29 protein-coding genes are annotated in these 25,506 nt (G+C 59.6%); 22 read left to right on the top strand and 7 right to left on the bottom strand.

Annotated features, from left to right (window positions below; all coding sequences use genetic code 11):
- The first annotated feature begins 368 nt into the window (after positions 1 to 368).
- From trbB to RL_RS25815, 12 genes are all read left to right on the top strand, one after another.
- A complete protein-coding gene (gene trbB, locus RL_RS25870) occupies positions 369 to 1,334 on the top strand; it encodes a P-type conjugative transfer ATPase TrbB (RefSeq protein WP_011654763.1) in 966 nt (321 codons plus the stop codon).
- Entirely contained in the window at positions 1,324 to 1,716 is a 393-nt protein-coding gene (locus RL_RS25865; RefSeq protein WP_011654762.1) for a TrbC/VirB2 family protein, read from the top strand. The genes trbB and RL_RS25865 overlap by 11 nt, the downstream gene beginning before the upstream one ends.
- A complete protein-coding gene (locus RL_RS25860) occupies positions 1,709 to 2,008 on the top strand; it encodes a conjugal transfer protein TrbD (RefSeq protein WP_011654761.1) in 300 nt (99 codons plus the stop codon). Before RL_RS25865 ends, RL_RS25860 begins: the two co-directional genes overlap by 8 nt.
- A gap of 10 nt (positions 2,009 to 2,018) precedes the next feature.
- Positions 2,019 to 4,454, top strand: a complete 2,436-nt coding sequence (locus RL_RS25855) for a conjugal transfer protein TrbE (protein ID WP_011654760.1) — start codon at positions 2,019 to 2,021, stop codon at positions 4,452 to 4,454.
- Positions 4,447 to 5,256: a P-type conjugative transfer protein TrbJ gene (gene trbJ, locus RL_RS25850; RefSeq protein WP_011654759.1), complete on the top strand. Its 810-nt coding sequence runs from the start codon at positions 4,447 to 4,449 to the stop codon at positions 5,254 to 5,256. Before RL_RS25855 ends, trbJ begins: the two co-directional genes overlap by 8 nt.
- Positions 5,253 to 5,453 (top strand): entry exclusion protein TrbK, encoded by a 201-nt coding sequence (gene trbK, locus RL_RS25845; protein WP_028744197.1) that lies wholly within the window; start codon positions 5,253 to 5,255, stop codon positions 5,451 to 5,453. The genes trbJ and trbK overlap by 4 nt, the downstream gene beginning before the upstream one ends.
- On the top strand, positions 5,447 to 6,628 hold the full coding sequence (trbL, locus tag RL_RS25840) for a P-type conjugative transfer protein TrbL (protein ID WP_011654758.1): 1,182 nt from the start codon (positions 5,447 to 5,449) through the stop codon (positions 6,626 to 6,628). Before trbK ends, trbL begins: the two co-directional genes overlap by 7 nt.
- Positions 6,629 to 6,649: 21 nt before the next feature.
- On the top strand, positions 6,650 to 7,312 hold the full coding sequence (locus tag RL_RS25835; RefSeq protein ID WP_011654757.1) for a conjugal transfer protein TrbF: 663 nt from the start codon (positions 6,650 to 6,652) through the stop codon (positions 7,310 to 7,312).
- 51 nt (positions 7,313 to 7,363) lie between these two features.
- Positions 7,364 to 8,158: a P-type conjugative transfer protein TrbG gene (gene trbG, locus RL_RS25830; protein WP_244432395.1), complete on the top strand. Its 795-nt coding sequence runs from the start codon at positions 7,364 to 7,366 to the stop codon at positions 8,156 to 8,158.
- 3 nt (positions 8,159 to 8,161) lie between these two features.
- Positions 8,162 to 8,608, top strand: a complete 447-nt coding sequence (gene trbH, locus RL_RS25825) for a conjugal transfer protein TrbH (RefSeq protein ID WP_011654755.1) — start codon at positions 8,162 to 8,164, stop codon at positions 8,606 to 8,608.
- Positions 8,609 to 8,623: 15 nt separating this feature from the next.
- Positions 8,624 to 9,922, top strand: a complete 1,299-nt coding sequence (trbI, locus tag RL_RS25820) for an IncP-type conjugal transfer protein TrbI (protein WP_011654754.1) — start codon at positions 8,624 to 8,626, stop codon at positions 9,920 to 9,922.
- Positions 9,923 to 10,123: 201 nt separating this feature from the next.
- Entirely contained in the window at positions 10,124 to 10,423 is a 300-nt protein-coding gene (locus RL_RS25815) for a transcriptional repressor TraM (protein WP_011654753.1), read from the top strand.
- Here RL_RS25815 and RL_RS25810 read toward each other — a convergent pair whose 3' ends face one another.
- Positions 10,424 to 11,128, bottom strand: a complete 705-nt coding sequence (locus tag RL_RS25810) for an autoinducer binding domain-containing protein (protein WP_011654752.1) — start codon at positions 11,126 to 11,128, stop codon at positions 10,424 to 10,426.
- A 287-nt stretch (positions 11,129 to 11,415) separates the two neighbouring features.
- Here RL_RS25810 and RL_RS25805 point away from each other — a divergent pair, with 287 nt between their 5' ends.
- From RL_RS25805 to RL_RS25790, 4 genes are all read left to right on the top strand, one after another.
- Positions 11,416 to 13,035, top strand: coding sequence for an RcgA family putative transporter (locus RL_RS25805; RefSeq protein WP_041936710.1), 1,620 nt, complete (start codon positions 11,416 to 11,418; stop codon positions 13,033 to 13,035).
- Positions 13,025 to 14,020, top strand: coding sequence for an RcgR family putative quorum lactone hydrolase (locus RL_RS25800; protein ID WP_011654750.1), 996 nt, complete (start codon positions 13,025 to 13,027; stop codon positions 14,018 to 14,020). Before RL_RS25805 ends, RL_RS25800 begins: the two co-directional genes overlap by 11 nt.
- Positions 14,021 to 14,162: 142 nt before the next feature.
- Positions 14,163 to 14,342: a hypothetical protein gene (locus RL_RS25795; RefSeq protein ID WP_018010295.1), complete on the top strand. Its 180-nt coding sequence runs from the start codon at positions 14,163 to 14,165 to the stop codon at positions 14,340 to 14,342.
- Positions 14,339 to 14,956, top strand: a complete 618-nt coding sequence (locus RL_RS25790) for a hypothetical protein (RefSeq protein ID WP_011654749.1) — start codon at positions 14,339 to 14,341, stop codon at positions 14,954 to 14,956. The genes RL_RS25795 and RL_RS25790 overlap by 4 nt, the downstream gene beginning before the upstream one ends.
- Before the next feature lie 23 nt (positions 14,957 to 14,979).
- Here the strand turns inward: RL_RS25790 and RL_RS25785 are convergent, their stop codons facing one another.
- The 4 genes from RL_RS25785 to traA are packed head-to-tail and all read right to left on the bottom strand — an operon-like array spanning position 14,980 to position 20,925.
- Positions 14,980 to 15,597: a TraH family protein gene (locus RL_RS25785; protein ID WP_011654748.1), complete on the bottom strand. Its 618-nt coding sequence runs from the start codon at positions 15,595 to 15,597 to the stop codon at positions 14,980 to 14,982.
- A 15-nt stretch (positions 15,598 to 15,612) separates the two neighbouring features.
- Entirely contained in the window at positions 15,613 to 16,779 is a 1,167-nt protein-coding gene (locus tag RL_RS25780) for a conjugal transfer protein TraB (RefSeq protein WP_011654747.1), read from the bottom strand.
- The gene (traF, locus tag RL_RS25775) at positions 16,769 to 17,335 is read right to left on the bottom strand and encodes a conjugative transfer signal peptidase TraF (protein ID WP_011654746.1); all 567 of its coding nucleotides are present in this window, start codon (positions 17,333 to 17,335) and stop codon (positions 16,769 to 16,771) included. The genes RL_RS25780 and traF overlap by 11 nt, the downstream gene beginning before the upstream one ends.
- On the bottom strand, positions 17,332 to 20,925 hold the full coding sequence (traA, locus tag RL_RS25770; RefSeq protein ID WP_011654745.1) for a Ti-type conjugative transfer relaxase TraA: 3,594 nt from the start codon (positions 20,923 to 20,925) through the stop codon (positions 17,332 to 17,334). The genes traF and traA overlap by 4 nt, the downstream gene beginning before the upstream one ends.
- 252 nt (positions 20,926 to 21,177) lie before the next feature.
- Here traA and traC point away from each other — a divergent pair, with 252 nt between their 5' ends.
- The 6 genes from traC to RL_RS25745 all read left to right on the top strand — a co-directional run bounded on the left by traC (position 21,178) and on the right by RL_RS25745 (position 24,779).
- Positions 21,178 to 21,450, top strand: a complete 273-nt coding sequence (traC, locus tag RL_RS25765) for a conjugal transfer protein TraC (RefSeq protein ID WP_032981062.1) — start codon at positions 21,178 to 21,180, stop codon at positions 21,448 to 21,450.
- A gap of 13 nt (positions 21,451 to 21,463) precedes the next feature.
- Positions 21,464 to 21,667, top strand: coding sequence for a conjugal transfer protein TraD (gene traD, locus RL_RS25760; RefSeq protein WP_018010302.1), 204 nt, complete (start codon positions 21,464 to 21,466; stop codon positions 21,665 to 21,667).
- Entirely contained in the window at positions 21,657 to 23,609 is a 1,953-nt protein-coding gene (traG, locus tag RL_RS25755) for a Ti-type conjugative transfer system protein TraG (protein ID WP_011654742.1), read from the top strand. The genes traD and traG overlap by 11 nt, the downstream gene beginning before the upstream one ends.
- An 18-nt stretch (positions 23,610 to 23,627) precedes the next feature.
- Positions 23,628 to 23,825, top strand: a complete 198-nt coding sequence (locus RL_RS38160) for a hypothetical protein (RefSeq protein ID WP_086935601.1) — start codon at positions 23,628 to 23,630, stop codon at positions 23,823 to 23,825.
- A gap of 208 nt (positions 23,826 to 24,033) precedes the next feature.
- Positions 24,034 to 24,342: a WGR domain-containing protein gene (locus tag RL_RS25750; RefSeq protein ID WP_032981063.1), complete on the top strand. Its 309-nt coding sequence runs from the start codon at positions 24,034 to 24,036 to the stop codon at positions 24,340 to 24,342.
- Positions 24,339 to 24,779 (top strand): thermonuclease family protein, encoded by a 441-nt coding sequence (locus tag RL_RS25745; RefSeq protein WP_011654740.1) that lies wholly within the window; start codon positions 24,339 to 24,341, stop codon positions 24,777 to 24,779. Before RL_RS25750 ends, RL_RS25745 begins: the two co-directional genes overlap by 4 nt.
- A gap of 32 nt (positions 24,780 to 24,811) precedes the next feature.
- Here the strand turns inward: RL_RS25745 and RL_RS39760 are convergent, their stop codons facing one another.
- Positions 24,812 to 25,012 (bottom strand): hypothetical protein, encoded by a 201-nt coding sequence (locus RL_RS39760; RefSeq protein ID WP_128409067.1) that lies wholly within the window; start codon positions 25,010 to 25,012, stop codon positions 24,812 to 24,814.
- Positions 25,013 to 25,242: 230 nt separating this feature from the next.
- Positions 25,243 to 25,422, bottom strand: a complete 180-nt coding sequence (locus tag RL_RS25735; protein WP_244432391.1) for a hypothetical protein — start codon at positions 25,420 to 25,422, stop codon at positions 25,243 to 25,245.
- Positions 25,423 to 25,506 lie beyond the last annotated feature (84 nt).

Genomic DNA, 25,506 nt, shown 5'->3' with positions numbered 1-25,506 from the left:
GACGTCCTCTCGTACACACGGTAAATTTCGTAAATACATCTTTTTGCCGTGGATAAGACAACTCATTCCAGCGCGTTTTGCAAGATTTTTAAAGTTAACAAAGCCTTAACGCAAAACGACCATTTCCGAAGCGAACGCAACTAATGCATAGATTCCAGCGATTTATCGATCATTTGGTGCAATCTCCGTGCCCATCTTTCCTGTGATTCATAATCCGCTCCGATAGCGGAACTCGCTGGTAAACCACCGAATCGAAGCGACCCTGACGGAATCAGCCGCGACTCGCGAGGTGCAAATTTGCACATGGACTTCGCGCGGCCACCGGGGTCTGTCTCCTCCTACACTCAAACGAGGAGACAAGCTTTCCCATGCTTCAGTCGCACTCCCGCCTTGTCCGTAAACTCCAAGACGCTCTCGGCGAGCACCTTTGCATTGCCCTCGAGGATCCAACAGTCGTTGAGATCATGCTCAACCCAGATGGCAAGCTCTTCATCGAACGCCTGGGTCATGGTGTAGCGCCAGCTGGCGAAATGCAGGCGACCGCCGCCGAGACTGTTATCGGATCGGTAGCGCACGCTCTCCAGTCCGAAGCCGACGGAGAACGACCGATCATCTCCGGCGAACTACCGATTGGCGGCCACCGCTTCGAAGGCCTCCTGCCTCCCGTCGTCAACTCGCCAACGTTTACGATCCGCAGGCGCGCTTCACGGCTCATTCCACTCGATGACTATGTGACCGCAAAGATCATGACCGAAGCTCAGGCTTCGATCATCCGCAGTGCCATCACCAACCGGCTGAACATCGTCATCGCTGGCGGGACGGGCTCAGGTAAGACAACACTCGCGAACGCGGTCATCGCTGAAATCGTTTCCTCCGCGCCTGAGGACAGGATGGTGATCCTGGAGGACACGTCCGAAATCCAATGCGCAGCGGAAAATGCCGTCTGCCTCCACACGAGCGACGCTGTCGACATGGCCAGGCTTCTCAAGAGCACGATGCGCCTGCGTCCCGACCGCATCATCGTTGGCGAGGTTCGTGACGGGGCGGCACTGACCCTGCTGAAAGCCTGGAACACAGGACACCCAGGAGGCGTCACGACGATCCATTCCAATTCCGCAATGTCGGCGCTTCGGCGCCTCGAGCAACTGACATCGGAAGCCAGTCAACAGCCAATGCAAGCCGTGATTGGCGAAGCGGTCGATCTCGTCATCTCGATCGAACGCGCCGGGCGAGGCCGCCGGGTGAGGGAGGTCCTCCATGTCGAGGGGTTCAACGGCTCGCGTTACCAGACAGAACACTATCCGCAGATCGATGAGGACAGTCATGCAGCATAATCGCTTTCTCCGTTTGGGAATTATCGGCGCATTGCTTTGCGCCTCGCTTGCCGGGCCAGCACTTGCAGGTTCAGGCGGAAGCCTGCCGTGGGAAGGTCCGCTCGAGCAGATCCAGCAGTCCATCACGGGACCGGTCGCCGGCTATATTGCACTGGCCGCCGTCGCGATTGCCGGCGGCATGCTGATCTTCGGCGGCGAGCTCAACGATTTCGCGCGGCGACTGATGTATGTGGTACTCGTCGCGGGGATCCTGCTTGGTGCCACAACAATTGTCGGCCTCTTCGGTTCGACCGGTGCCTCGATCGGTAGCTCGTTTGTCGCCGAGCAACCCCCAACTCCTTCTTCAACTCCGTTAGGGGGAGGGGAGGGGCGTCATGGCTGACGCCGGCGTCGGACTCCATCGCAACCGTATTCACCGTGCTCTCTCGCGACCGAACCTCTTGATGGGAGCGGATCGAGAACTCGTGCTGCTGACCGGGCTCGCCGCGATCATCCTCATCTTCGTCGTCCTGACCATCTACTCGGCACTTTTCGGCATCGCGATCTGGATCGTGGTCGTCGGCGCGCTCCGCATGATGGCGAAGGCGGACCCCATGATGCGCAAAGTCTATGCACGCCATATGCGGTACCGGGCGCACTACCTCCCGACCTCCGCGCCCTGGCGCCGGTACTGAGGAGGCTACAATGGTCGCTTTACGCACATTTCGATCGACCGGTCCGTCGTTCGCGGACCTCGTTCCGTATGCTGGCCTTGTCGATAACGGCATTCTCCTGCTGAAGGACGGTAGTCTGATGGCCGGGTGGTATTTTGCCGGTCCGGATTCCGAAAGCGCTACGGATTTCGAGCGAAACGAGCTTTCCCGCCAGATCAACTCGATCCTCTCGCGACTGGGTACGGGCTGGATGATCCAGGTCGAGGCAGTGCGCGTGCCGACGACCGAATACCCGTCTGCTGAACGCAGCCATTTTCCCGATGCCGTCACCCTGCTGATCGACCACGAGCGCCGTAGACATTTTGGACAGGAGCGCGGGCACTTCGAAAGCCGTCATGCGCTCATTCTGACCTATCGGCCGCCCGAGCGGCGGCGATCGGGTCTCACGCGTTATATCTACTCGGACAACGAAAGCCGCTCAGCGAAATATGCCGATACCGCTCTTGATGCGTTTCGCCGCTCGATCCGGGAGATTGAGCAGTATCTCGGCAATGTTCTCTCGGTGCAGCGCATGCAAACCCGAGAGGTTTCCGAGCGGGATGGTGCTCGCGTTGCACGCTACGACGAGCTTTTCCAGTTCATTCGATTTGCCATCACCGGCGAGAACCATCCCGTTCGCCTACCAGAAATCCCCATGTACCTAGACTGGCTCGCAACGGCGGAGCTGGAACATGGCCTGACGCCGCGGGTCGAGGGTCGGTTTCTTGGTGTGATCGCGATCGATGGGCTTCCGGCCGAGAGCTGGCCAGGGATTTTGAACAGCCTGAACCTCATGCCGCTGACTTATCGGTGGTCGTCGCGCTTCATCTTCCTCGATGCGGAGGAAGCAAAGCAGCGCCTTGAGAGGGCCCGCAAGAAGTGGCAGCAGAAAGTGCGGCCGTTTTTCGACCAGCTGTTCCAGACGCAATCCCGGTCGGTCGATCAGGATGCCATGGCAATGGTCGCCGAGACTGAGGATGCGATCGCCGAAGCCTCATCGCAATTGGTGGCCTACGGCTATTATACCCCGGTCATCGTTCTCTTCGACGAAAGCCGCTCGGCGCTGCAGGAGAAGGCGGAGGCGGTTCGTCGCCTCATCCAGGCGGAAGGCTTCGGAGCTCGCATCGAGACGCTGAATGCGACAGACGCGTTTCTTGGCAGCCTGCCGGGCAACTGGTATTGCAACATACGCGAACCGCTCATCAACACGCGCAATCTTGCCGACCTCGTCCCGCTCAACTCCGTCTGGTCGGGTCAGCCGTTCGCCCCGTGTCCGTTCTATCCTCCCGATGCGCCCCCACTCATGCAGGTTGCATCTGGCTCGACCCCCTTCCGACTGAACCTGCATGTCGACGATGTCGGCCATACCTTGATTTTCGGTCCGACTGGTTCCGGCAAATCCACGCTCCTCGCGCTGATTGCCGCCCAATTCTGCCGCTACGAGAAGGCGCAAGTCTTCGCCTTCGACAAAGGCAATTCGATGCTGACGCTGACGCTCGGTGTCGGCGGTGACCACTACGAGATCGGCGGCGAGAGCGGAGAGGGGGCCAGTCTTGCCTTCTGCCCATTGTCGGAGCTTTCGACTGACGCCGATCGAGCATGGGCTTCCGAGTGGATCGAGACCCTCGTTTCGCTTCAAGGAGTCACGATTGCGCCGGACCATCGCAATGCAATCTCGAGGCAAATAGGGTTGATGGCGTCGGCGCCCGGCCGTTCGCTGTCGGATTTTGTCAGCGGCGTCCAGATGCGGGAGATCAAAGATGCGCTGCACCATTACACGGTTGATGGCCCGATGGGTCTGCTCCTTGATGCGGAAGAGGATGGCCTGACGCTTGGGCGCTTCCAGTGCTTTGAGATCGAGCAGCTGATGAATATGGGCGAGCGTAATCTCGTCCCTGTTCTGACCTATCTCTTTCGACGGATTGAGAAGCGGCTCGATGGCTCGCCAAGCCTCATCGTTCTGGACGAGGCATGGCTGATGCTCGGCCATCCTGTGTTCCGCGACAAGATCAGGGAATGGCTCAAGGTGCTACGAAAGGCGAACTGCGCCGTCATTCTCGCGACGCAGTCGATCTCCGACGCTGAGCGCTCGGGCATTATCGACGTCCTGAAGGAATCTTGCCCGACCAAGATTTGCCTTCCGAACGGCGCAGCCCGGGAAACCGGCACCCGCGAATTCTACGAGCGGATCGGCTTCAATGCGCGGCAGATCGAGATTGTCGCGAACGCCATCCCGAAACGCGAATATTACGTGACCTCACCCGATGGCCGCAGGCTTTTCGACATGTCTCTCGGACCGGTCACGCTCTCCTTCGTCGGCGCCTCTGGCAAAGCCGATCTAGCCCGCATCAGGGCACTCTCGTCGACCCACGGCCTCGAATGGCCGGGTCAGTGGCTCATCGAAAGGGGGATCAACCGCAATGAGTGAAGCAATCCAGTTCTTGAAGCTCGGCAAATCATTGGTGGTGGGATTGGTCGCCGCCGGCCTTACCGCCACGCCCACTGTTTCCTATGCAGGAGGCGCAGTTACCGGCGCGACCGAAATGACGCAGCTCTTGAACAACGGCGAGCTGATATCTTTGGTCGGGCAATCGAGCGAGCAGATCGCAAATCAGATCACCCAGATTACCCAGCTTGCCGAGCAGATCCAAAACCAGCTCAATATCTATCAAAACATGCTGCAGAATACGGCCCAGCTTCCGAACCATATCTGGGGCCAGGTTGAAGGTGACCTGAACCAGCTGCGCGATATCGTCAATCAGGGTCAGGGCATCGCCTTTTCCATGGGCAACGCTGACGATCTTCTGAAGCAACGCTTCAAAAGCTATGCGGACTTGAAGACAAGCCTGCCAAACGCCGAGAGCTTTTCGTCCACCTATCAGACGTGGTCGAACACGAACCGCGACACGATTTCCAGCACTCTCAAGGCCGCAAGCCTCACCGCCGATCAGTTCGACAGCGAAGAGGATACGATGGGCCAACTGCAATCAATGTCGCAATCAGCGGACGGCCAGATGAAGGCACTTCAGGTCGGCCACCAGATCGCCGCTCAGCAGGTCGCCCAGATACAGAAGCTACGCGGAATTGTCTCCCAGCAGACCACGATGATGGGGACCTGGCTGCAGAGCGAACAGACGGACAAGGATCTGGCGCAGGCTCGTCGAGAGAAATTCTTCAATGCGGACGTCCAATCCATTCCCTCCGGTCAGAAAATGGAGCCCCGCTGGTGACCCGCCCCGTACTGATCGCCTCCGTGTGCGTCGTGATCACAGTGATTGCCGTCACCTCAGTCGTTCTGGTTCGTGGCGAAAGCTCCGCCGCGCCGCAGATGAGTGAAGAGCAACGAGCAAAACGCGAGAAGTTCTTTGGCACGGGCAAGGCGCTGCCGCCGATCGAAAAGGGCCAGGAGATGCGCCCGAGATGGTGAAGCGCAATCGGAGAAGCACCATCCTCGTCGCGGGAATCGCCTTCCTTGCTTTGGCGGCACCAGCCTTCGCCCAACAAGGCCAAGTGCTGACGGAGTTGGAAAACCAGGTCTCGACTGCCGCCAAAGGGTGGGAAACCACCGTCATGGATGCGGCGAAATCGCTGTTCTGGATCCTCGCAGGCATCGAGGTCGGCATTGCTGCGGTGTGGCTCGCGATCCAGGCAGCATCGCTGGACAGTTGGTTTGCCGAGCTCGTCCGTCGCATCATGTTCATCGGCTTTTTTGCCTTCGCTTTGACGCAGGGCCCGACCTTCGCCAGGGCTGTCGTCGACAGTCTTTTCCAAATCGGCGCCGGTGGCGGCTCTGCGTCTCCAGCCGAAGTCTTCGACGCCGGAATTCGCGTAGCGTCCCAGATGTCGGAACAGGCGAAGTTCGGCGTCTTCGAAGACAATGCCCTGGCTATCGCCGCCGTGCTTGCGATGGGCATCGTCGTCATCTGCTTCTCGCTTGTCGCGGCAATCTTCGTATCGGTCATGGTCGAGATGTATGTCGGCCTGCTGGCAGGCATGATCATGCTCGGGCTTGGCGGCTCCTCCTTCACCAAGGACTTTGCGATCCGCTATCTCGTCTATGCTTTCGGCGTTGGGATGAAGCTGATGGCCTTGGTCATGATCGCCAAGATCGGCTCGAACGTCCTGCTTGGACTGGCGCAGGCCCCGACAGCCGAAAGCGACCAGTTCATCACCACACTCGCGATCGCTGGCATTTCGGTCGTCGTCTTCATCATCGCGGTGTACGTCCCGAACATCATCCAGGGCGTCGTGCAAGGGGCGTCGGTCTCCGGCGGCATGGAGACAATTCGCCACGGCGGACAGGCGGCCTCGTTCGCAGCGGGCGGCGCATTCCTTGGAGCTGGCGCCGTCGGCGCCGGTTTTGCCGCCGCGCAGGCAGCGCGGGCCGGCGGTTCCTCGGCCGCAGCTTCGGTACTTCGGGGCATGGGCGCAAGTTTCAGCTCCGGTGCCATGGCTGCCGGATCCGCAGCCAAGGAGAAGGCAATCGGGTCACCCGGCGCTTATGCCGGTTCCCTTCTCGGCCTGGCCAACGCAAAGCTCGATCAGGCTAGGGGCAATTCCTCAGCTCCGACGCCCCCTCCGGAAAAACCGGAGAAACCATAATTCACGGACAGGATCACACAAATGGCAGGGCATCCCGCACCTGAGAACCCGTACCTTGCTGCAAGGCAGGAATGGTCAGAACGTTACGGCTCCTACGTCAGGGCGGCGTCCGCCTGGAAGGTCGTTGGAATCTTGAGCCTGGGAATGGCCGTGATTGGCTTTGGCTACGCGCTTTACCTCAGTACGCAGGTCAAACTCGTCCCGTATATCGTCGAGGTTGATAAGCTCGGGAACACGGTTTCCGGGGGCTTCCCGCAGCAGATCGAGTATGCGGACACGCGGGTCGTGCGCGCGACGCTCGGGAACTTCGTGACCAGCTTTCGTTCGATCACACCAGATGCGGTGGTCCAGAAGCAATATATCGACCGCACCTATGCCCTCCTGCGGACGAGCGATCCCTCGACGCAAAAGGTCAATGCATGGTTCCGCGGCAACTCGCCGTTCGAAAAGGCGGTCAACGCGACCGTCGCGATCGAGGTGAACAACATCGTCGCGCTTTCGAACCAGACCTTCCAGATCGACTGGACCGAGTACGAGCGCGATCGGAAAGGCAAGGAGGTCGCGACCCGACGTTTCCGGGGCATCGCGACCGTGTCGATCACATCACCACAAGACGAAGCAACAATCCGGCTCAATCCGATCGGCGTGTACGTGACCGATTTCGACTGGACCGCGCAACTTTAAGGGCAGGGATCTGCAATGAGGATCAAACACAAACGCGTCGCTCTTCGCTGCATGCTGGCGCTTGCCGTATCGACCGCAGTTTCACCGATGGCCATCGCGCAAAGCCTGACGGGCAATGAGGCCAAAGGGACGAACCTCTCGGGCAAATGGCGAGGGCAGACCGGACTGGTCACACGCGGACCGGACGGCAAGGTGATCTTCCTTTTTGGTGAGACGCAGCCCTCCGTCGTCTGCTCCCCTTTGCAGGTCTGCGATATCGAGCTGCAGGGCGGCGAAATTGTCCGCGACGTCCTTGTCGGTGATACCGTGCGCTGGAAGGTGGAGCCAGCAACGTCGGGCGCCGCCGGTGGACAGGCGATCCATCTGATTGTCAAGCCGTCCGAGCCGGGGCTCGTCACTTCCATGGTGGTGACGACCTCACGCCGCACCTACCATATCCAGCTGAAATCGCATCCGACTCAATACATGGCGCGGGTCGGCTTCGAATATCCCGAAGACGCCGCCACAAAGCTCTCCGATATCAATGCCCGCATCCAGGCTATGACCGGACCAGACGGCGGTGTCGCTCCCGAACAGCTTGCCTTCTCCTATTCCTTGAGTGGAAGCGCACCTTGGCGGCCGAAGCGGGTCTATTCCGATGGGCAGAAGACCTACATCCAGTTTCCGCGTGCGATCTCCGGTCAGGATGCGCCGGTTCTCTTCGTCGTCTCGGGCGGACAAAACCGCATCGTCAATTATCGGATGAAGAAAGACATGATGATCGTCGATTACAATATCGACAAGGCGATCCTGATTTCTGGGGTTGGCTGGAAACAGCAGAAGATCACGATCCGGCGGGGAGGGTGATCCATGCAGCTTTATCGCCTCATTCCGATTGTCCTTACCCTCAGCCTAGCCGGATGCCAGACCGCAACCGACGGACTGTCCACCAGCGGAGCACCCGCTGAGGTCACCGGGCCTGCCGCCGGTGCCATCGCTGGCGACATGGCAGGCCGTTTCGCCGAGCAGGCCGGATCGACGACCACTCCCATCAAACTGCACAAGGACACCTCCGAATTCTCCGTCGCGCTCGAAGCCGCTTTGAAAGGATGGGGCTTTGCCATCGTCACCGATGATAAGAGCGCAAGCGTGAAGGATGCGCCCAAGCCGGTCGAGCTGGCCTACTCGATCGCTACCGTCGACGGACAAGTGCTGGCGCGCCTTTCGACGGACACGATGGAGCTCGGCCGAGCTTACTCGGTCAATAATGGCCTGGCGACGCCGGCAAGCCCCCTTTCCCTTATGAAGCGAAACTGACAGGCGGAGACGATCATGGTCCAATCGCTGCAACTGGGAACGTCAAATCAGTCTGCTGACGAGAAAGGGATGAAGCGCCTCAATCGCGTGCCCCTGTTCGTCGGCATCGGAATCCTGGTTCTGTTCCTTGCCGTTCTCGTTTACGGCCTTTCATCACGCGGACTGAGGTTTGGTCAGCACGACCCGAACGAGAGCGGTTCCGGCACGCCGGCTTCGACCTTCGCCGATCAGCTGAAGCGGGGTGTTAAAGATGGAATTATCGGTGACCGGGAGGAACAGCAGCCGGTATTTCAGCCGACCCCGGTTCCCCAGCAGCAAGGCGATACCCGACCAGTGCAAACCGAGCCAAAGATCGAGCCACGAGAGCCGCGCAGGTCTCGCATGGAGTCGGACGAGGAGTGGAATGCCAGGATGCTTCGCGAACAGCGCGAGCAGATCTTTCGTGAGCAGCAGCGCCAGCGCATGGCAAGCCTTCAGGCAAGGGGGGCGGCCCTAGACTCGCCGCTGAAAGTCGACATCACCGATGTCTCCGCACAAGCGCCGGGCGCTGCGTCTGCCGCGCCGCGTCAATCAAACACCGCGCCGAACGGCTCGCAGGATCTTTATGCCGCAGCTTTGCGGGCCGGCGCGGCGGGTCAGGTCGATCAGAATGGACAAGCGTCCAAGGAAGATTTCTTTAACGCGGACATCAAGGATCTCGGCTACCTGCCCAATCAGGTCGTGCCTCAGCAGTCACGCTACGAGCTGAAGCGGGGGTCAGTTATCCCCGCAACGTTGATCACCGGCATCAATTCCGACTTGCCGGGCCGCATCACTGCGCAGGTTAGCCAGAACGTCTATGACAGCGCGACCGGTCATTTCATGTTGGTGCCGCAGGGGACAAAGCTCTTTGGTCGTTACGACAGCAAGGTCTCGTTCGGCCAGAATCGCGCTCTCGTCGTCTGGACCGATATCATCTTCCCGAATGGCTCGACTCTGCAGATCGGCGGTATGGCCGGGACCGACTCGGAGGGTTATAGCGGTTTCAGCGACAAGGTCGACAACCACTATCTCCGGACCTTTGGTTCGGCCGCGCTTGTCGCGCTTATCGGGACAGGGATCGACATGTCGATGCCTCAAAGCTCGACTCTTGCCACGCAAGACACGGCCTCCGACGCGGCGCGCCGGAATTTTGCGGAGACATTTGGGCGTGTCGCCGAACAGACCATTTCGAAGAACCTCATCGTCCAACCGACAATCAAGATCCGACCCGGTTTCCGGTTCAATGTCCTGGTCGACCAGGACATCATTTTTCCGGGTAATTACAGCAACTGAGGTATGAGCACGATGGCGGGTGACGTTCAGGCGACGGACACCGGCTCCGTCAACCAAAAAAAGTTGCTGCAAAACTACAGTGGATGAGTCCCGAGCCAATCGCTAAAATAACTCCCAAGGCCGTACGCGCTGCATTGCTCGATTCTCAGACGAGCAAACAAGGCGTACACCGCAGGCTGAGCCTGGGCGTTGGGAGATCTTATGGGTTACGAGAGAAATGACACTGCCACGGACATCGACCTGCGGCCGATCATCGGATTGCTCTCCAACGAGCCCGAGCAAGTTGTCGAAATCCTGACGGTCGGCGCGATCAAGAAACATCGCACGCTTGTCGACCGCGCCGAAAGAATGTTCCAGGTCGCCCATGCCGGTGACCGAAGCGACGAGAAAGAGCCTAGTGACGCTCACCTAGCCTATCTGGAGGCGACGATCGAAATGCATGCGCAGATGTCTGCGCTCACAACACTTCTCAACATCCTGGGTCGAACACCGAAAGTTTGATCAAATCAGACCACGCCGAATTGCCAGAGCCACGAGCTGCGTGTTGTTGCAGAGGTCATATCGCCGTCGTGCCTCGGCGAGCGCAATGCGGACGGTATTATATTTGACCTGCTCGATATCGGCCGTGTCTTCCACCGTTTTGCCGAGTGAAAGCCATCGCGTGTAGGTCCCTTCCTTCGGAGAGAGGTAAAACGATTCCTGGATTGAAGGCGTTACCTTTAGCTGCCCGATGCGGGCATGTAACTGCCCAACCGCAGAGGATGCAGCGATCGGATCGATTTCGTCCTGCGCGGTCAGAATCGACTTTGGAGAGACGAAGCTGAGGACTGAGATGGCGCCACTGGAAATAGCGATTGGAATGGTGATGCCTGAACGGATCCCGAACTGCGCTGCAGTCTCATAGAAAGTCTGGTCTTCCTCCAGCGGCGTCCCCGTCTGTGGGGTGCCAGACCAGATAAAGGCGCGGCGTGTTTGTTGGGCACGCTTCATAACCGGATTTCGTCGGTCCAGGTCCAACTTTCGGCTTCGTTTCAGCCAATCGGGATGAAGGTTCGATATCACGTAAAAGTCGCCCGGCAGCAGTTTGGCATAGTCGTAACCGGAAAATTCGAACCGTTCTGCCAAATCCGCCAGAGCGGCCTTCAGCGTTGCATCGTCATGCGCGACAGCGCTGATCTCTAGAAGCCCCGCGACAAGTTGGTTCATCCAATCCCCTTCCATTCGGTGCTGCTCTTCTGTCCCGGAGCGGCTCATAGCGACGGTAGCGGAACGCGGTCCTGCTCCTGTCCGGCCCCTTCTGCCAACGCTAACGAGCGCAGCGCGCGGCGGTTAACTCAGCCTCAGGTTGATTTACCAATTTGGTCATCTCGACCACTCACTATGAGTTCGCCCTAAAATTTTCCAACCTGAATTCGATAACCGGCGATTGAGTGATTTGGCACGATGTAATATGAAGTGCAGCGAAACGAAACGAAATCAGAACTGGTAATCGATTGTTTCAGAACGGAAAATTATTTCTACCACCGCCAAATGACGGCAGTGACTGGAAGGAATTGTTCAAGAAACTGGCTGCGGCGGGCGCAGGCAGAGCAGTCGGTGAAGACGGATTTCCCGCGGGCCCGTGGACGCCCGAACTGCTCGCCGCGGCGATTTCACAGATCGATTCGAACCGCTCTGGGGTTGATCTGAGGACGGTGCAGCTTTGGTTTCAGGAGAATGACAGGGGAATTAGCGCGACGAACATTCGTTGGCTCGCGAGGGTTTTTGGGTGCGATGATCCGGAGGCCACGGCTGCATGGCAGGTCGAGCTAAGCGCGGCTCAGGCGCGGCTGCAAGCCAAGAGACGGGAGGCGAAAAAGGCGGATAGCCTTGCTCCAGGAACCCGAGATGTGCCGCCAGACCCCACGGTTGACCACGAGCAGTGGTCACCGGTTAAGTTTACACCCGATGCCGAACCCGAAGCCGATCGGAAGAAGCAGCGCTTCAGTTTAGCGCGAAAATCGGAGACCCTTTTTAGCGGCGGCTCGCCGCTGAACTTGCCCGCGTCTGTGTTTGCAGGCGCCTCCGCTCTCGGTTTTCTGTCCTACATCGTGGGGATCCACAGCGCCGTTTACCTCCGCGCGGATAACGTTGCGAAAGAGGTTGGATTTCTCTGGGCGCCGAATTGGACCTTCCTTTTCATGGTGCTCTTGCCACTGTTTTTCGCTCTCGTCACAGAGCTACTCGCTTTTTGGACCAAGGAAGGGCGTGTGAGGCTATGGGCGTGGAACAACACGACGACAAGCGAGGATGATTGGGCGCGCAATGTGGAGGCGTCCTCCTCTTCTTATTGGGCGGTATTCCTGATCTGTGTGTTGTTCGCCGGTGTTTTTCAATGGATTGGCGTTTGCCTGATCCCGTTGCTGGAAGGCGGTGCAGACTACGCGACTAGTTGGGGCACGCTGGCGATTGTGCGACCGGAGGTTATATCGGTCCCGGTGTCGATCGCGTTTACGGCCCTCGCTTACCTCTATATGTGCCTCTGCTTTTACCTTTTTTTTGCCGGGCTCATTTTGCTCCACACCATGATCCATGATCTCAGGAAAATTGACCTTGAAGCAAAGATCCTTCAGCAGGTTGGATCTCAAGGCGAAGTCCATGAGCTTTGCCTGAGATTAATGCGTGGGATTTTTCGTTGCACAATTCTAGGCCTCCTGGTCGCGTTGTGCATGAAGGCTCAGAGCTCCTATCTGACATCGAACGCCAAAAACATCCTCGACTGGTTGATCGGGGATTTGTCTTCAGCGCTGGCTGGACGTGATGGTGCCAGCAATGGGTTCCACTATCGGATGCCTACCCATTACAGCGGCCTGCTCGTTGCACTTTCGACCATCGTTGTCTTTGTCTACGGTTCGATCTGCCTGCGAGCTATCGGCACGCGATTTCATGTGCCTCTCTGGAAGATGGCGGCGGTCGTGACATTGCTGTTTGCCACCTACCTGCTGGTTGACGCGTTCGTGGGATTCTCAATCGTTTTGGGCATCGGTGTGTTCGTCGCGTTGTTCAGCCTGGTTGATCCTGGCCTAGGCAGTCGGCGATCCAGTGAAATAGGAAGCAAACAAATTGTATCTTAGCTGGCTTGATCGGTGGGATGAACAGCGGGCGCGACGCGGTGAGGACGGGAAGGAAACGACGAGTTTCATCCTTGATGCAGACCGTGCCTTTCCAGGTGAGAGAATCGACAGTATCCGCGAATTTTGTGCCCGCGCAGATGAAGCTTCGATTGACCCAACGTTTTTCGATGAGCAGAACGGCGGCGATCAACGATTCGAAGTCCGAGAGCATTGGGTTAAGTTTCCATCGGATATTTCGACCGATGTCGCAGAGAACAATATCGTCTGGGCGAAAATCACAAAAAGTGGGTCACTCGACAAGGCACTGGTGATTTTTCACCATTGGAACGCACGAGCTCGAAACGCTCAAATCGCCGGCTTCTTGTCACGGCGCGGCATCACAGTCATCGAGATCGCGATGCCATATCACTTCGAGCGTAACCGTCCCGGTTCATTGCACGCGGATTACATGCTGAGCGCCAACCTTGGTCGAACGATCCAAGCCGTAAGGCAGGCCGTATGTGATGGAGGAAAACTCATCCGCTGGCTGAAAAGTGAGGGCTATCGAGAAATCTCCGTCCTCGGCATGAGCCTCGGTTCCTGGGTCGCAGGATTGATTGCCGCACATGATCCGAACGTTTCGAAAGCTTCGCTGTTTCTGACAGGTGGAAGCCTTGCGGATATGGTTTGGACGGGTCGCGCTACACGAACTATCCGGAGCAGCCTCGAGCCAGAGATCGAGCTGGCTGATCTCAGAAGAGCATGGAGTCCACTCAATCTCGAAAACTACGCGCATCGTTTGGCGCGGCCGGATCTCGATATCCAGATGGTGCTGGCCAGGAGAGACACGGTTGTGATGCCGGAGCTGTCGGAGAGCCTGTTACGCAGTTTGAAGAACGCCGGCGGCCGACCGCAAATTATGAAGCTAAGCTGTGGCCACTATTCCCTCGGTAAGTTGCCATACATTTTGTACGCCGGCTTGAGCTTGAAACGGTTTCTGTCTTGAGTTGACCGAGTACCGGGCAGACGAAAATGAACGTTTGCAGCGTGTCCGCGTTACGATGCTTGGCGCCAAGCCCCCCAGGTTTGCGCTTTTGCGGGAATCCATGTAATAAACTGCAAGAAGTTGGCTCAGGAGGGCCTCGGCGATGACAGACATCCAGCTGGAGGCGCTCATCGCGCTCATGGAAAAGCGGGCTGAAGACGCCGCCAAGTCTCCAGACGATGCACGCCGTCATCTGATGGACGCCGGCATTGTGTCTGCCGATGGCAAGCTCGCCCCGGAATATGCGCGCGACGACGACGCTGAGGAAGCGGCTGCCGCTTGAGTTCCAATTATCCTGCATACGTGCTCGGCTACCACGGCTGTGACAAGGCCGTGGGTATGGCTGCGCTAACTGGCGCATCGCCCCTTCTTCCGAGCGAAAAGGCGTATGACTGGCTCGGTTCTGGGATCTACTTTTGGGAAAACGATCCCGAGCGTGCGCTCGAATGGGCGACGCTGAAAGCTGAATCTGGCGCTTATAAAGAGCCCTTTGTGCTCGGCGCAATTATCGATCTCGGCAACTGCCTAGACCTCATCACCCGCAAGTACGTCCCCCTGATCCAGACTAGCTATCGAATGCTGAAAAGTCAGATCGAAGCCACCGGCGGCAAAATGCCGGTGAATTCCGATGCCAAGGGTGACAAGAATTCCGACAAACTGGTTCGGAAGCTGGATTGCGCCGTTATCAATTACGTCCACGAGATCGCCAAGGAAGCCGCCCTTCCGGCATTCGACACAGTTCGAGGCCTGTTTCCCGAAGGCAATGAGATCTACGATGGCGCTCGCTTTCACGAGCGTACCCACACGCAGATCGCCGTTCGCAATGACCCATGTATCAAGGGCTTCTTCCTGCCGCGAGGCGAGACGCCAGCGCTCACCTCTCCGGTTTCGCCCTAGCGCTGACCCATCCGCAGCGCTCGTTATTTTTGTCCGCCGATCCTCGAAAGATCGATCCTCATTCCTGCCTCCGTAGCCTTATCCGGCTCGGCCGATTGTGAGGCATCTTCACTTTCCATGGGAGGCGCCACGGGATCCGTACCTTCGGCACGCTTTTCTGAGCGTGTACCAAAGAAAGTCGGGCCACCAGGATCTGAGGCACGGAACACGTTGTCGCCCTCGAAGCTGCCCGTCTTCCAAGCGTAGATCGTATCGTCCACCAACTGCGGAAGAAGCTCTTTATTCGTGGGGCGGCCGTACCATTTGGCGACGATGCGGGCGACCTTTGCGAATATGCCTGTCCCTGTGCGCAAATTCGCGCAGGCCTCGAACATATCTGATTGAAGCTGCGATGCGTCGTCGACGCCAACGTCCGCCGGAAACTGGGTGATGCCGACCCGCACGATGGCATGACCGACATAGTCTTTGACCACACCCATGGCCTCGTCGGGCGAGCGAGGTTTGGGGATGAGAACCAGCCGACCATCAGCATTCACGGTGACGGCGAGTGGATCGTCGGAACCGACGGCCGAAATGAACTGTTCCACGATAGCGGGGGGAAGGCTTGGATCGGCGCATTTCGCAATGAGGGCAGCGTCCATGGTCTTTGCTCCAGATCAGGTGTTGAAAGACATCACGAGAGGTTTGTTGAACAGCCGCGCCCAAGCCTCGGCGCTGGCGCGCTGTATGCCGATGATTGCGGTCCCTTTGGTCCACCAGTCGTTTCCGACGGCGACGACGAGGTCTGGATCATGAAGCATCGACTGCAGGACGGGCCAGATGATGAGTTGCTCGTAGCAAATGAGTGGGGCCACGCGCTGGCCGCCAACGGACACGACCGGATTAGCAAAGAAGTCCGCTCTGGCTCCGCCGCTCTTTCCGATCGGTGCCAACCAGGGCTGCCACATCGAGCCAGGCACTGGCATGCGTTCCCGATAGAGGATCTCACTGTCGGTGGCCGAGACGCGAACCAGCACATTGTCATATCCTTCCCGATCGACGACAGCCGCGCCGGCGATGACGCTCAGATCGGCCTCGGCCAGTTGCTGCCGCCACACGCGTTCGACCGATGGCGTCCAAAACCCGAGAGCACTTTCAGGCAAGAGCATGAAAGTGGAGCCGGGGCGACGCTCAGAGCGCAGCGTTGCAACAAGATCACTATGCCGAGCAAGACTGTTATCGCGACCGAGTCTATTTCCGAGCTGCAGGTCGACCCCCTGCCAATGCCGCCCTATGTCCGGTGCTGTCCAGAATGCGGCGGACCAGAGCCAGAAGCCTGCAAGGGTTATGGCTACAGCCGGTCGATATTGCGTCGTCATGAGCGCGAGACCGGCTGTCACTGCCGCAAGTCCGGCCCAGCCCCATCCTGGAAAGAGAACGCCTGCCGCCGTGATCGGATGTGCCCAGCCAACAATGCCGAAGGGTGGAAGGGCCATGAGGACCATCGCGATCGTATATCGCAGGGCTTTCCAGCCGCCGGACTGACGCGACCAGAGTGCGACGTGAACGAAAACGAAGCCGCTTGAGGCGACGAGCCACAAGATCAGTCCCGGCCAGATATCGGATTGATAGAAGGCAGCCACGCCTTGCGGCAGACCGCGCGACGCCGCCAGAAAATAGGCGGCCGAAACGACACTTGCGGCCCGACGACTGTGCGCCAGCGACCAAAGCGCCGGAAATGCGATCGCTGCGGGAAGCGCCAGGGCATGCCCGCTCCAGGAGATATATCCAGTCGTGGCAGCAGCCAGAGCGAGGGTAAAAGGTTGAAGCCAATCAGGGCGCATAGGTAAGCACCTGTTCTGCGAGGCCGAGAACACCGGATCCTGGGACCGGCCCGAAATATCGAGAGTCCCAGGATCCGGGAAATGGCGAATGGAGGAACAGGAAGCCGGCCGGAATCGTCCCTCCTGCGTACGGGCGCAATGGCCGCCCCTGGCCGTCCTGAGACACGAGGCTCGAGTTTGCGATCGGCCGTCCATCGATCGTGACATTGCCGGCGATCTCGATGCGCTTCCCGCCGACCGCAGCCACCGTTTTGATGAGGGGGCCAAAGCCGCCGGGGCACAGGCCTGAGCGAAGGTAGCCTCTCTCAAATCCCTCCGAAACGGCGTCAGTCTCCGGCGGGCAGACGAACACCATTTCACCCACCTGAATCGGGTGTTCGAGGGGTGCGACACGCCAGAGCCCGAGTGGCTCGCTGGGCGTGGTGTTGATCCGCAGGCCGCCGATGAACCCGCCGATAATCACCACGAGCGCAATGCCACATGACACTGCGAGGAGGGCGAGAACCGGGCGCTTTTGGCGCACAACGGCAGAGGTGGGGGAGATATGAGACATCATTTCAGCGACAACCCTTTCGTCTGGGTCTGCCGTATGGCTTCTGCCTGTTTGAGTGCCACAGCTGTTCGCTCATGCGCAGCCAATTGCTGGACGGTGCGGATCGTGTCCCAAGCGGATCGCAGCTCGTTCTTCTGGGCCGGCTGCATACCTGCGGACGCTACCTCGAACGCCTTCCCGTCTGCAGTCTTTGCCGCAAGCGGAAGGAAGGTTCTTTCCCCGAAGCGCTCCGACACGGCCTTGGCAAAACCTTCGAGCTCGGCCTTCACCATTTTGTCCGCCAGAGCGAACTCGAGACCGGCGGGGATATCGTTTCGATCGATGGCATCGCGCACGCGCTCAAGCACCTGCTTTGCGGATGCGGAGAGAGCAGGAATATCGAGCGAGAGCTTGGTGCGGACCGCGCGTTCCTCGTCCTCATAGCGGCTGGCCGCCTCTGCGCGTTTCGCAATGAAGCCCTGCAGATCGCGGGCAAGTGCGGGTGCGTTGACAAGCGCAGTATCGTGGGCCCGCTTCTCGGCGCTCCCTGCAAAAAGACCGGTCTTCCCCTTCAGCGCACCGAAGCTTTCCGGTTGCTCGGCAATCTGCACAATCGTCGTTGCCGCTACCGTTCCATTCGCCAGCATGGCGTCGACATTGACTGTCTTGAAGGCGGCTTGTGGATCAGCAAAGACGTGATGGAAGCGAGCGGAAACCTCCTGCCAGCTAGCCTTCAGGCCGGGGTCGGCCGAGAGCTTGTCTTCGGCCGCCTGACCAATTGATCTGGGGAAGGTCGTCGTGCCAGAGACCATGGGTTTTGCCTCCTTGATTGCCGATGTTGTCGATACAGTCGACTTTGCTCCGCCAAGGCCGAGCTTTGCCGCGACGGCGACAAGGCGCGCGCCGAGCTCGGCGAGTTTCGACGATTGACGGATGGTCCATTGGAGCTGATCGTGCGCGATGGTGCGGGCGACATTCATCAGGTGGAGGCTACGCGCCTCCGCGAAACGCAGCGCAGCGCGATAGTGCGAAGCGTCCTGATAGTCGAGCGTCGTTTCCTTTGATCCGGGACGCGAGAGCCGCTCATGTAGCCGGGCCATCGCCAGCTCCTCGACCGGCACGACCTTCCAGGAATTGCGGTCAACCTCAGTGCCATCGGGGAGCGTGACGCGCTGCGATCCGACGTGTTTGAGGCCGATGCGATCCCCGATCCTGGCGCCCGACGCATCCATCGCCCGCGCGAGATCGACACCCCAGACGGTTCGTTCCTGGCCATCGGCAAAGCCGAGCGTCACATAGTAGCTGTCCCGGTTGCCCGGCTTATGCTCGTAAGGCGCTTCGCCATGGGCTATCAGCACGCCGCCGCGCCGTTGCGCGAACTCTTCCAGCCCGACATAGAGTTCCGCCGTCTCGCGGTGGCGGGTCATGGCGACATAGGATAGATGCCGGTCCAGCGTGCTCGACGCCAGCACCTTGACGCGATCGACGGTGGCGCCCTGGCTCTTGTGCACCGTGGTGGCGTAGCCGTGATCGACATTGGCGTAGAACCGCTGTTCGACCACGACCCGACGCCGGTCTTCACCATTGCCGATCTCAGCGACAATCCGCCCGGGCTGGGCGTCGACGACACGCGCCAACATACCGTTCTTGACGCCGAGCGACCCTTCATTCTTCAGAAAGACAATCTGATCACCGGCCGCAAGCTGCCTCGTCCCGTCTTCCGTCTTGAACGCATGGCCGGCCTCGATCAGCCCACGCTCGACGAGTTTGCTGCGCGCCATCTCGTTCAGCAAACGCACATCAATACGGCGATGAGCGAGTATCAGAGTCGACTTGGCCGGATCGTATTCGTGGTCCCAGTCGGCGATCAAAGCTGTGATCGCCTCGTCCCTGGTCCAACCGGTCCGCACCATATCCCGCTGCGCGTAAGCGTCGAGCGCAGCCGACACGTTTCCACGCGCCAGATCGAGGGAGGCATCGCGCATCCACTGTTCGCGCTGACGGTAGATTGTCTCGAGTTCCGCATAGCCGATCCGCCCTGAAATGGCGCGGAAGGCAGCGCCCGCTTCGATCGGCTGCAGCTGCTCGGGATCGCCGACCAGGACGAGCTTGGCACCGGACACGGTTACCGCTTCGACGAAGCGCGCCATCTGCCGGGAAGAGACCATTCCTGCCTCGTCGAGGACGAAGACAGACTTTTCATCAAGCCGGTCTCGCTCCTGATCCCATCTTAGTTCCCAGGCAGACAGCGTGCGGGAGGCAATGCCCGCTTCCTTCTCCAACCCCTCTGCCGCTTTGCCCGCAAGCGCGCCACCGACGACCCTATAACCGGCTGCTTCCCAGGCTTGACGCGCCGCCTTCATCATCGTCGTCTTGCCGGCACCGGCACGGCCGATCACGGCAGCGATCCTTTCCGGACCTGCGACATGTTCGATCGCGGTTTTCTGCTCATCCGATAGACGGTCATGTCGCGAAAACACACCGCTCAGAACCGCGTGCCTGACGCCATGAGAGGATCGCTGCGACAGCCAGATTGCCTGATTGGCCATCTGCGCTTCAAGCCGGATCAGCTCTCGCGTCGTGTATTTGCTCGGTGCCCTGACGCCAGTGACGAGATCCATCCGCTCACGGTCGAGCCGCAGTGTTTGCGGGCTTTGTAGGATCCGCGCCATCAGGTTTTGGAAGAGCGCCGCATCGTCGATGTAGCGGTAGAGGATCTTGGCGATATCGCGTTCGTCGAAGACGCTCTTCTCGCGGGTAATGAGGTCGAGCACGATCTCCGGATTGCGCTGGATCCGCCGGGCATTCTCGGCGCGCCGTTCTTCCTGCAGCTCCAACCGCTCGAGCGCGACCTTCTCCTCCCCCCATCCGGTTTTATTGTCGCCCTTCCGTTCGATCGCCTTCGTCCCGACGCCGAGATGAATGGTCGGCGTCAGCTCGATCCCCTGTTTCTCGAAGGACCGGCCGTCGATGCGGATGTCGAGACCTGCGAGCGCCAGATGCCGGTTCTGGCATGCGAACCAGCCATCGCGAAACGCGTTGAAGTCGTCGGTGCTTCCAGCCCAAAGCTCGTAGACGATCTTGCCGGCGTCGTTACGCACAGGTTTGCCGGCTGGTGCCAGAACCGCAACTTTCTTGGCGCCAAACCCGTCTTCGGTCAGCGGCCGCAGGGTCGTCATCAGATGGATGTGCGGATTGCCCAGAGCATCATGATACACCCAATCGGCGACCATGCCTTTGGCCGTGATGTGGCGCTCGACGAAGTCGCGGACCAGGGCAATGTTCTGGTCGTTCGAAAGCTCGACCGGCAGAGCGATGGTCACGTCCTTGGCGAGCTGTGCATCGGCGCGCTTTTCGAACGCCTCAACCTTGTTCCAGAAAGCTTCCGAGGCGCCCGAGACCGATCTATCGGCGATCATCGACCGTAGCCAGTCGGGTGCGGTTTCGGGGATGACGAACTCCTCATGGAGGAGTCCTTGCTTGCGGCTGTAATCGATCGTCCTCGCTTCCCGCTCGAATTCCATCTTGGCGCAGTGCCGGTAGGCCGCCGACAGCACCGCGCTGCGGCCTGAGCCGCGGGCAACGATGCTGACTGAGAAATGCGGGACGGCCACGGCTGAGACAGGCTCCTAAGATCGAACATTTTCGACGCGTTCGTTGGGAGCGGGCGGCCCCGCCAGGACCCTTCAGCAGGGCGTCGCGTCAGCGACGTATAATTGCGCCCTTGGATCCGCTCCTTCGGAACGGCGGGATCATTCGCCCAAAGCTAGCGCTTTGGCGAGGTGCAACATTGCACCTTCCAGCGGGAGAAAATTCGGGGCAGGGTTCGTCTTCAACGGACCATCATGAACAAGGAAGCAACGCTTATGAAGAAGCCAACCGCCAAAATCCGGGAAGAGATTGCTCGCCTGCAGGAGCAACTCAAGCAGGCCGAAACACGTGACGCCGAGCGCATCGGTCGGATCGCGCTACGGGCAGGGCTCGGAGAGATCGAGATAGAGGAGGGTAAACTTCTGTCGGCGTTCGAAGAAGTCGCGGCTCGGTTTCGGGCACAGGCGAGACCCGCTCAGGGGCGCAAGCCTGCGACCACGCCGCCGAACGGCGCTGGCGAGGCTGCGGGCCGGTCTGCTGAGGCTTGAGCGGGTGCAAAAGATGTCGACGGCAGAGGCTCGGAAAAAGGACGCGCGGGAAAAGATCGAACTTGGCGGCCTGATCGTCAAGGCCGGCCTGCGCTACGAGAAGCGCGCGCTCTTGCTCGGGCTTCTGATCGATGCCAGCGCACGGATAAAGGCTGACGAGGCGGAGCGAACGCGTCTGAGTGAACTCGGTGCGAAGGCATTCGCCGATGACGCCTAAGCGGATCCTTGTCGCCGGTATTCCGGCCGTAGCCATGGTGGCCATCGCTTTGACTTTCCCAGGCATCGAACGGTGGCTCTCAGCATTCGGAACGACGGATCAGGCGAAGCTGATGCTGGGGCGGATCGGGCTTGCATTGCCCTATGCACTCGCCGGGGCATGTGGCGTCATGTTCCTGTTCGGCACCAAGGGATCGATCAACGTCAAGACATCAGGTTGGAGCGTTGCCGCGGGCGGTCTCGGCGTCATCGCCGTCGCAGCTCTTCGCGAGGGATCGCGTCTGTTGACCTTTGCCAGTCAGGTGCCCGCGCGCAGGACGCTTCTGTCCTACGCCGACCCTTCGACCATCATAGGAGCGGGCACCGCGCTGCTCGTCACCTTCTTCGCGCTGCGCGTCGCCAGGATGGGCAATGCGGCCTTTACCCGAAGCGAGCCGAGACGCATCCGGGGCAAACGCGCCCTGCACGGGGAGGCCGATTGGATGACGATGCAAGAGGCGGAAAAGCTCTTTCCGGAAACAGGAGGCATCGTCATCGGCGAGCGATATCGTGTCGATCGCGACGATCCGGCCGCCACGTCGTTTCGGCCTGGCGAGCCGACTTCCTGGGGGAGGGGAGGTTCCCCACCGCTGCTCTGCTTCGACGGCTCGTTCGGCTCATCGCATGGGATCGTTTTCGCCGGTTCAGGAGGTTTCAAGACGACCTCTGTTACGATCCCGACGGCGCTCAAATGGGGCGGCTCTCTCGTCGTGCTCGATCCGTCCAACGAGGTGGCGCCGATGGTGATGGAGCATCGGCGTAAGGCAGGCCGGCGCGTTATCGTTCTCGATCCGAAGAACGCCCAATCCGGCTTCAACGCGCTCGACTGGATCGGTCGCCACGGCGGCACCAAGGAAGAGGACATCGCAGCCGTCGCGTCGTGGATCATGAGCGACAGCGGTCGCGCGACCGGCGTCCGCGATGACTTCTTCCGCGCGTCCGGTCTTCAGCTGCTCACCGCCATGATCGCTGACGTCTGCCTGTCCGGCCATACCGATGAGAAGCACCAGACGCTGCGACAGGTGCGGGCCAATCTCTCAGAGCCGGAACCTAAGCTCCGCGCGCGCCTGCAGGAGATCTACGACAATTCCGCTTCCGATTTCGTGAAGGAGAATGTCGCCGCTTTCGTCAACATGACGCCGGAGACCTTCTCTGGCGTCTACGCCAATGCGATCAAGGAAACGCATTGGCTAAGCTATGCGAACTACGGCGCCCTCGTTTCCGGTTCCAGCTTCTCCACCGAGGCGCTGGCCGATGGTGAAACCGACGTCTTCATCAATATCGACCTCAAGGCTTTGGAAACCCATGCCGGCCTGGCGCGCGTCATCATCGGCTCCTTCCTCAACGCGATCTACCATCGCGACGGGGCGATCAAAGGCCGGGCACTGTTTCTCCTCGATGAGGTGGCGAGGCTCGGCTACATGCGGGTGCTGGAGACGGCGCGCGACGCCGGCCGGAAATATGGCATTACGCTCACGATGATCTATCAGTCGATCGGCCAGCTGCGGGAAACCTACGGCGGTCGTGACGCGTCCAGCAAATGGTTCGAAAGCGCCAGCTGGATCTCGTTTGCGGCAATCAACGATCCGGAAACCGCAGACTATATCTCCCGTCGATGTGGCACGACGACAGTCGAGATCGACCAGGTCAGCCGCAGTTTCCAATCGCGCGGGTCGTCACGAACCCGCTCGAAACAGCTCGCTTCAAGGCAGTTGATCCAACCGCACGAAGTCCTTCGCATGCGTGCTGACGAGCAGATCGTCTTCACCGCGGGCAACGCGCCATTGCGATGCGGCCGCGCGATCTGGTTCCGCCGGTCGGACATGAAGTCATGTGTCGGCGAAAACAGGTTTCAACAGCGCGGTGATCGTCCAGAAGTCTCAGCTTCGGCCGAACCGAACTAAACGCGGGAGGATCCATCAATGCGATATTGGGAAGCCTGTGAGGCTCAGGTTTCGGCTGAAGACGCGATCGAGGAATGCCGCATCCACGAAGTGGCGGCCGCCGTCCGAGAAGGTGACAAGGCATTGGTCGATGAAGCTGCTGGTGAGGTCATTGCTCATGCCGACGAGGAGGGGGAATATTATGGTGCGGATATCCTCGGCTATCTCGGGTACTGATCAATGCCGCGGTGACCGCGAGAAGATCGTGACCGAAATGGGCGAAGACCGCTTGCGGGCTTCGTTCGCCGTGGCGAATAGAGCCGTACGCCGAAGGCGGATCGCCCAAGACCTAACGTTTCGAACGCTTCACCAGATTGAATCGATCACGCGAAACCGATTCATAATTGTCGTTGGACCGCGGACTCCGTACGCGCGATTCTCAGTCATGATCGCACAGCCCTACCAGCTCTATGTCGAACGCAAGGACCGCGCCAAGAACATGGCTCGCTACTATGCCATGTCGATCGAGGCCAACCTGTTCGGTGAACTTTGCCTGACCCGGCGATGGGGACGGATCGGCAGCAAGGGCCAGACATTGACCCACCACTTCGAGCGGGAGCAGGATGCGGTTGCCCTCTTCCTCGACCTGACCCGACAGAAGCGCGCTCGAGGCTATCGAACGCGGTCAGCTGCAACCCGCGAATCTGATAGTTGCGCTCCATCTACCGTCATCGAGCTTGGGGCAATCAGGTGAAATCAATTCTGACAGGCGTCATTTCCGCCGCTGTTCTGCTAGGCGCAATCTTGATTGTCCCGCATGTTGAAGCGGCTCAATCTGGTCTACCCGCAACGTACCCCAAATGTGCGTCCGGCGCCCGTTACAACTGCGTCGTCGATGGTGATACGCTGTGGATCTACGGCCAGAAGGTGAGAGTTGCCGATATCGACGCCCCGGAGATCAGCACCCCGAAATGCGCGTCGGAACTGACACTTGGCAACAAGGCAACAGAGCGGTTGATCGAGCTCGTCAACGAGGGACCATTCCAACTCCAGGCGTGGCCAGGCCGCGATACGGATCGTTACGGCCGCAAGCTCCGGGTTCTCGTCCGGGAAGGACGAAGCCTCGGCGATCGGCTGGTGTCGGAAGGCCTGGCGCGGACCTGGTCGGGCCGGCGCGAGCCCTGGTGCTGAGGATCCGGCCCGCCAAAGCGGGCCGAGGCGCCTTACGGGCGCCGGTTCCAGTCGGTCTCGAAGTTGACCTCGATGTCTACGAAGAAGGGGATCTTGATCGCGACCTTCAGGCCGAGTTTACCCTTGCGGACGAAGTGACCGACGACCTTGCCGAGAGTGCGCAGGCGGCGGCCGGTAGCGGCGAGGAATTTGGCGAGCTGTTGGATGATCTTTCTCCTGTGATTGCGTTTCATCGCGGGGATGAGATGTGCCTCGGGAAGGAGTGCTGCATCGGCACGACCGCAGCGAAGCGGAGGACCTGAGAACGACTGAATTTTGCTGCGCGAGGAAGCCGAAGGCGGGGAAAATTCTGGCGGCATCAGGTTGCGGCACGACGCTCGAGACGCACCATCCCTGATGTCGATGATATGGGATCACAGGAGAACCGCGACGGTCGATAATGGCGCGGCGCTATCGGTTGCCCTCAGTGAGGGGGCTCCCAATCGAAGATGTTGCCCTGCAGGTCGACGGCCGCCGCAAGCTCCGCCTGAGCGACATCCAGCTCGGCCTGGATCTGGCGACGCTCACCGGCGTCGCAGGCATTATGAACGCTCGCACCGTTATCCTTACAGTCAAGCGCAGACCCTGCGAACTTGTCGCTCACGCGATCGGCCTGAACCATTCCCAATTGAGAGGCAGCCTTTGCCACCTCTCCGCGTCTAAGATTTGATCCGGTTCTGGCGATGCC

The sequence above is a fragment of the Rhizobium johnstonii 3841 genome, assembly GCF_000009265.1.
Classification (GTDB): Bacteria; Pseudomonadota; Alphaproteobacteria; order Rhizobiales; family Rhizobiaceae; genus Rhizobium; species Rhizobium acaciae.
This window is presented reverse-complemented; position numbering and strand designations above follow the sequence as displayed.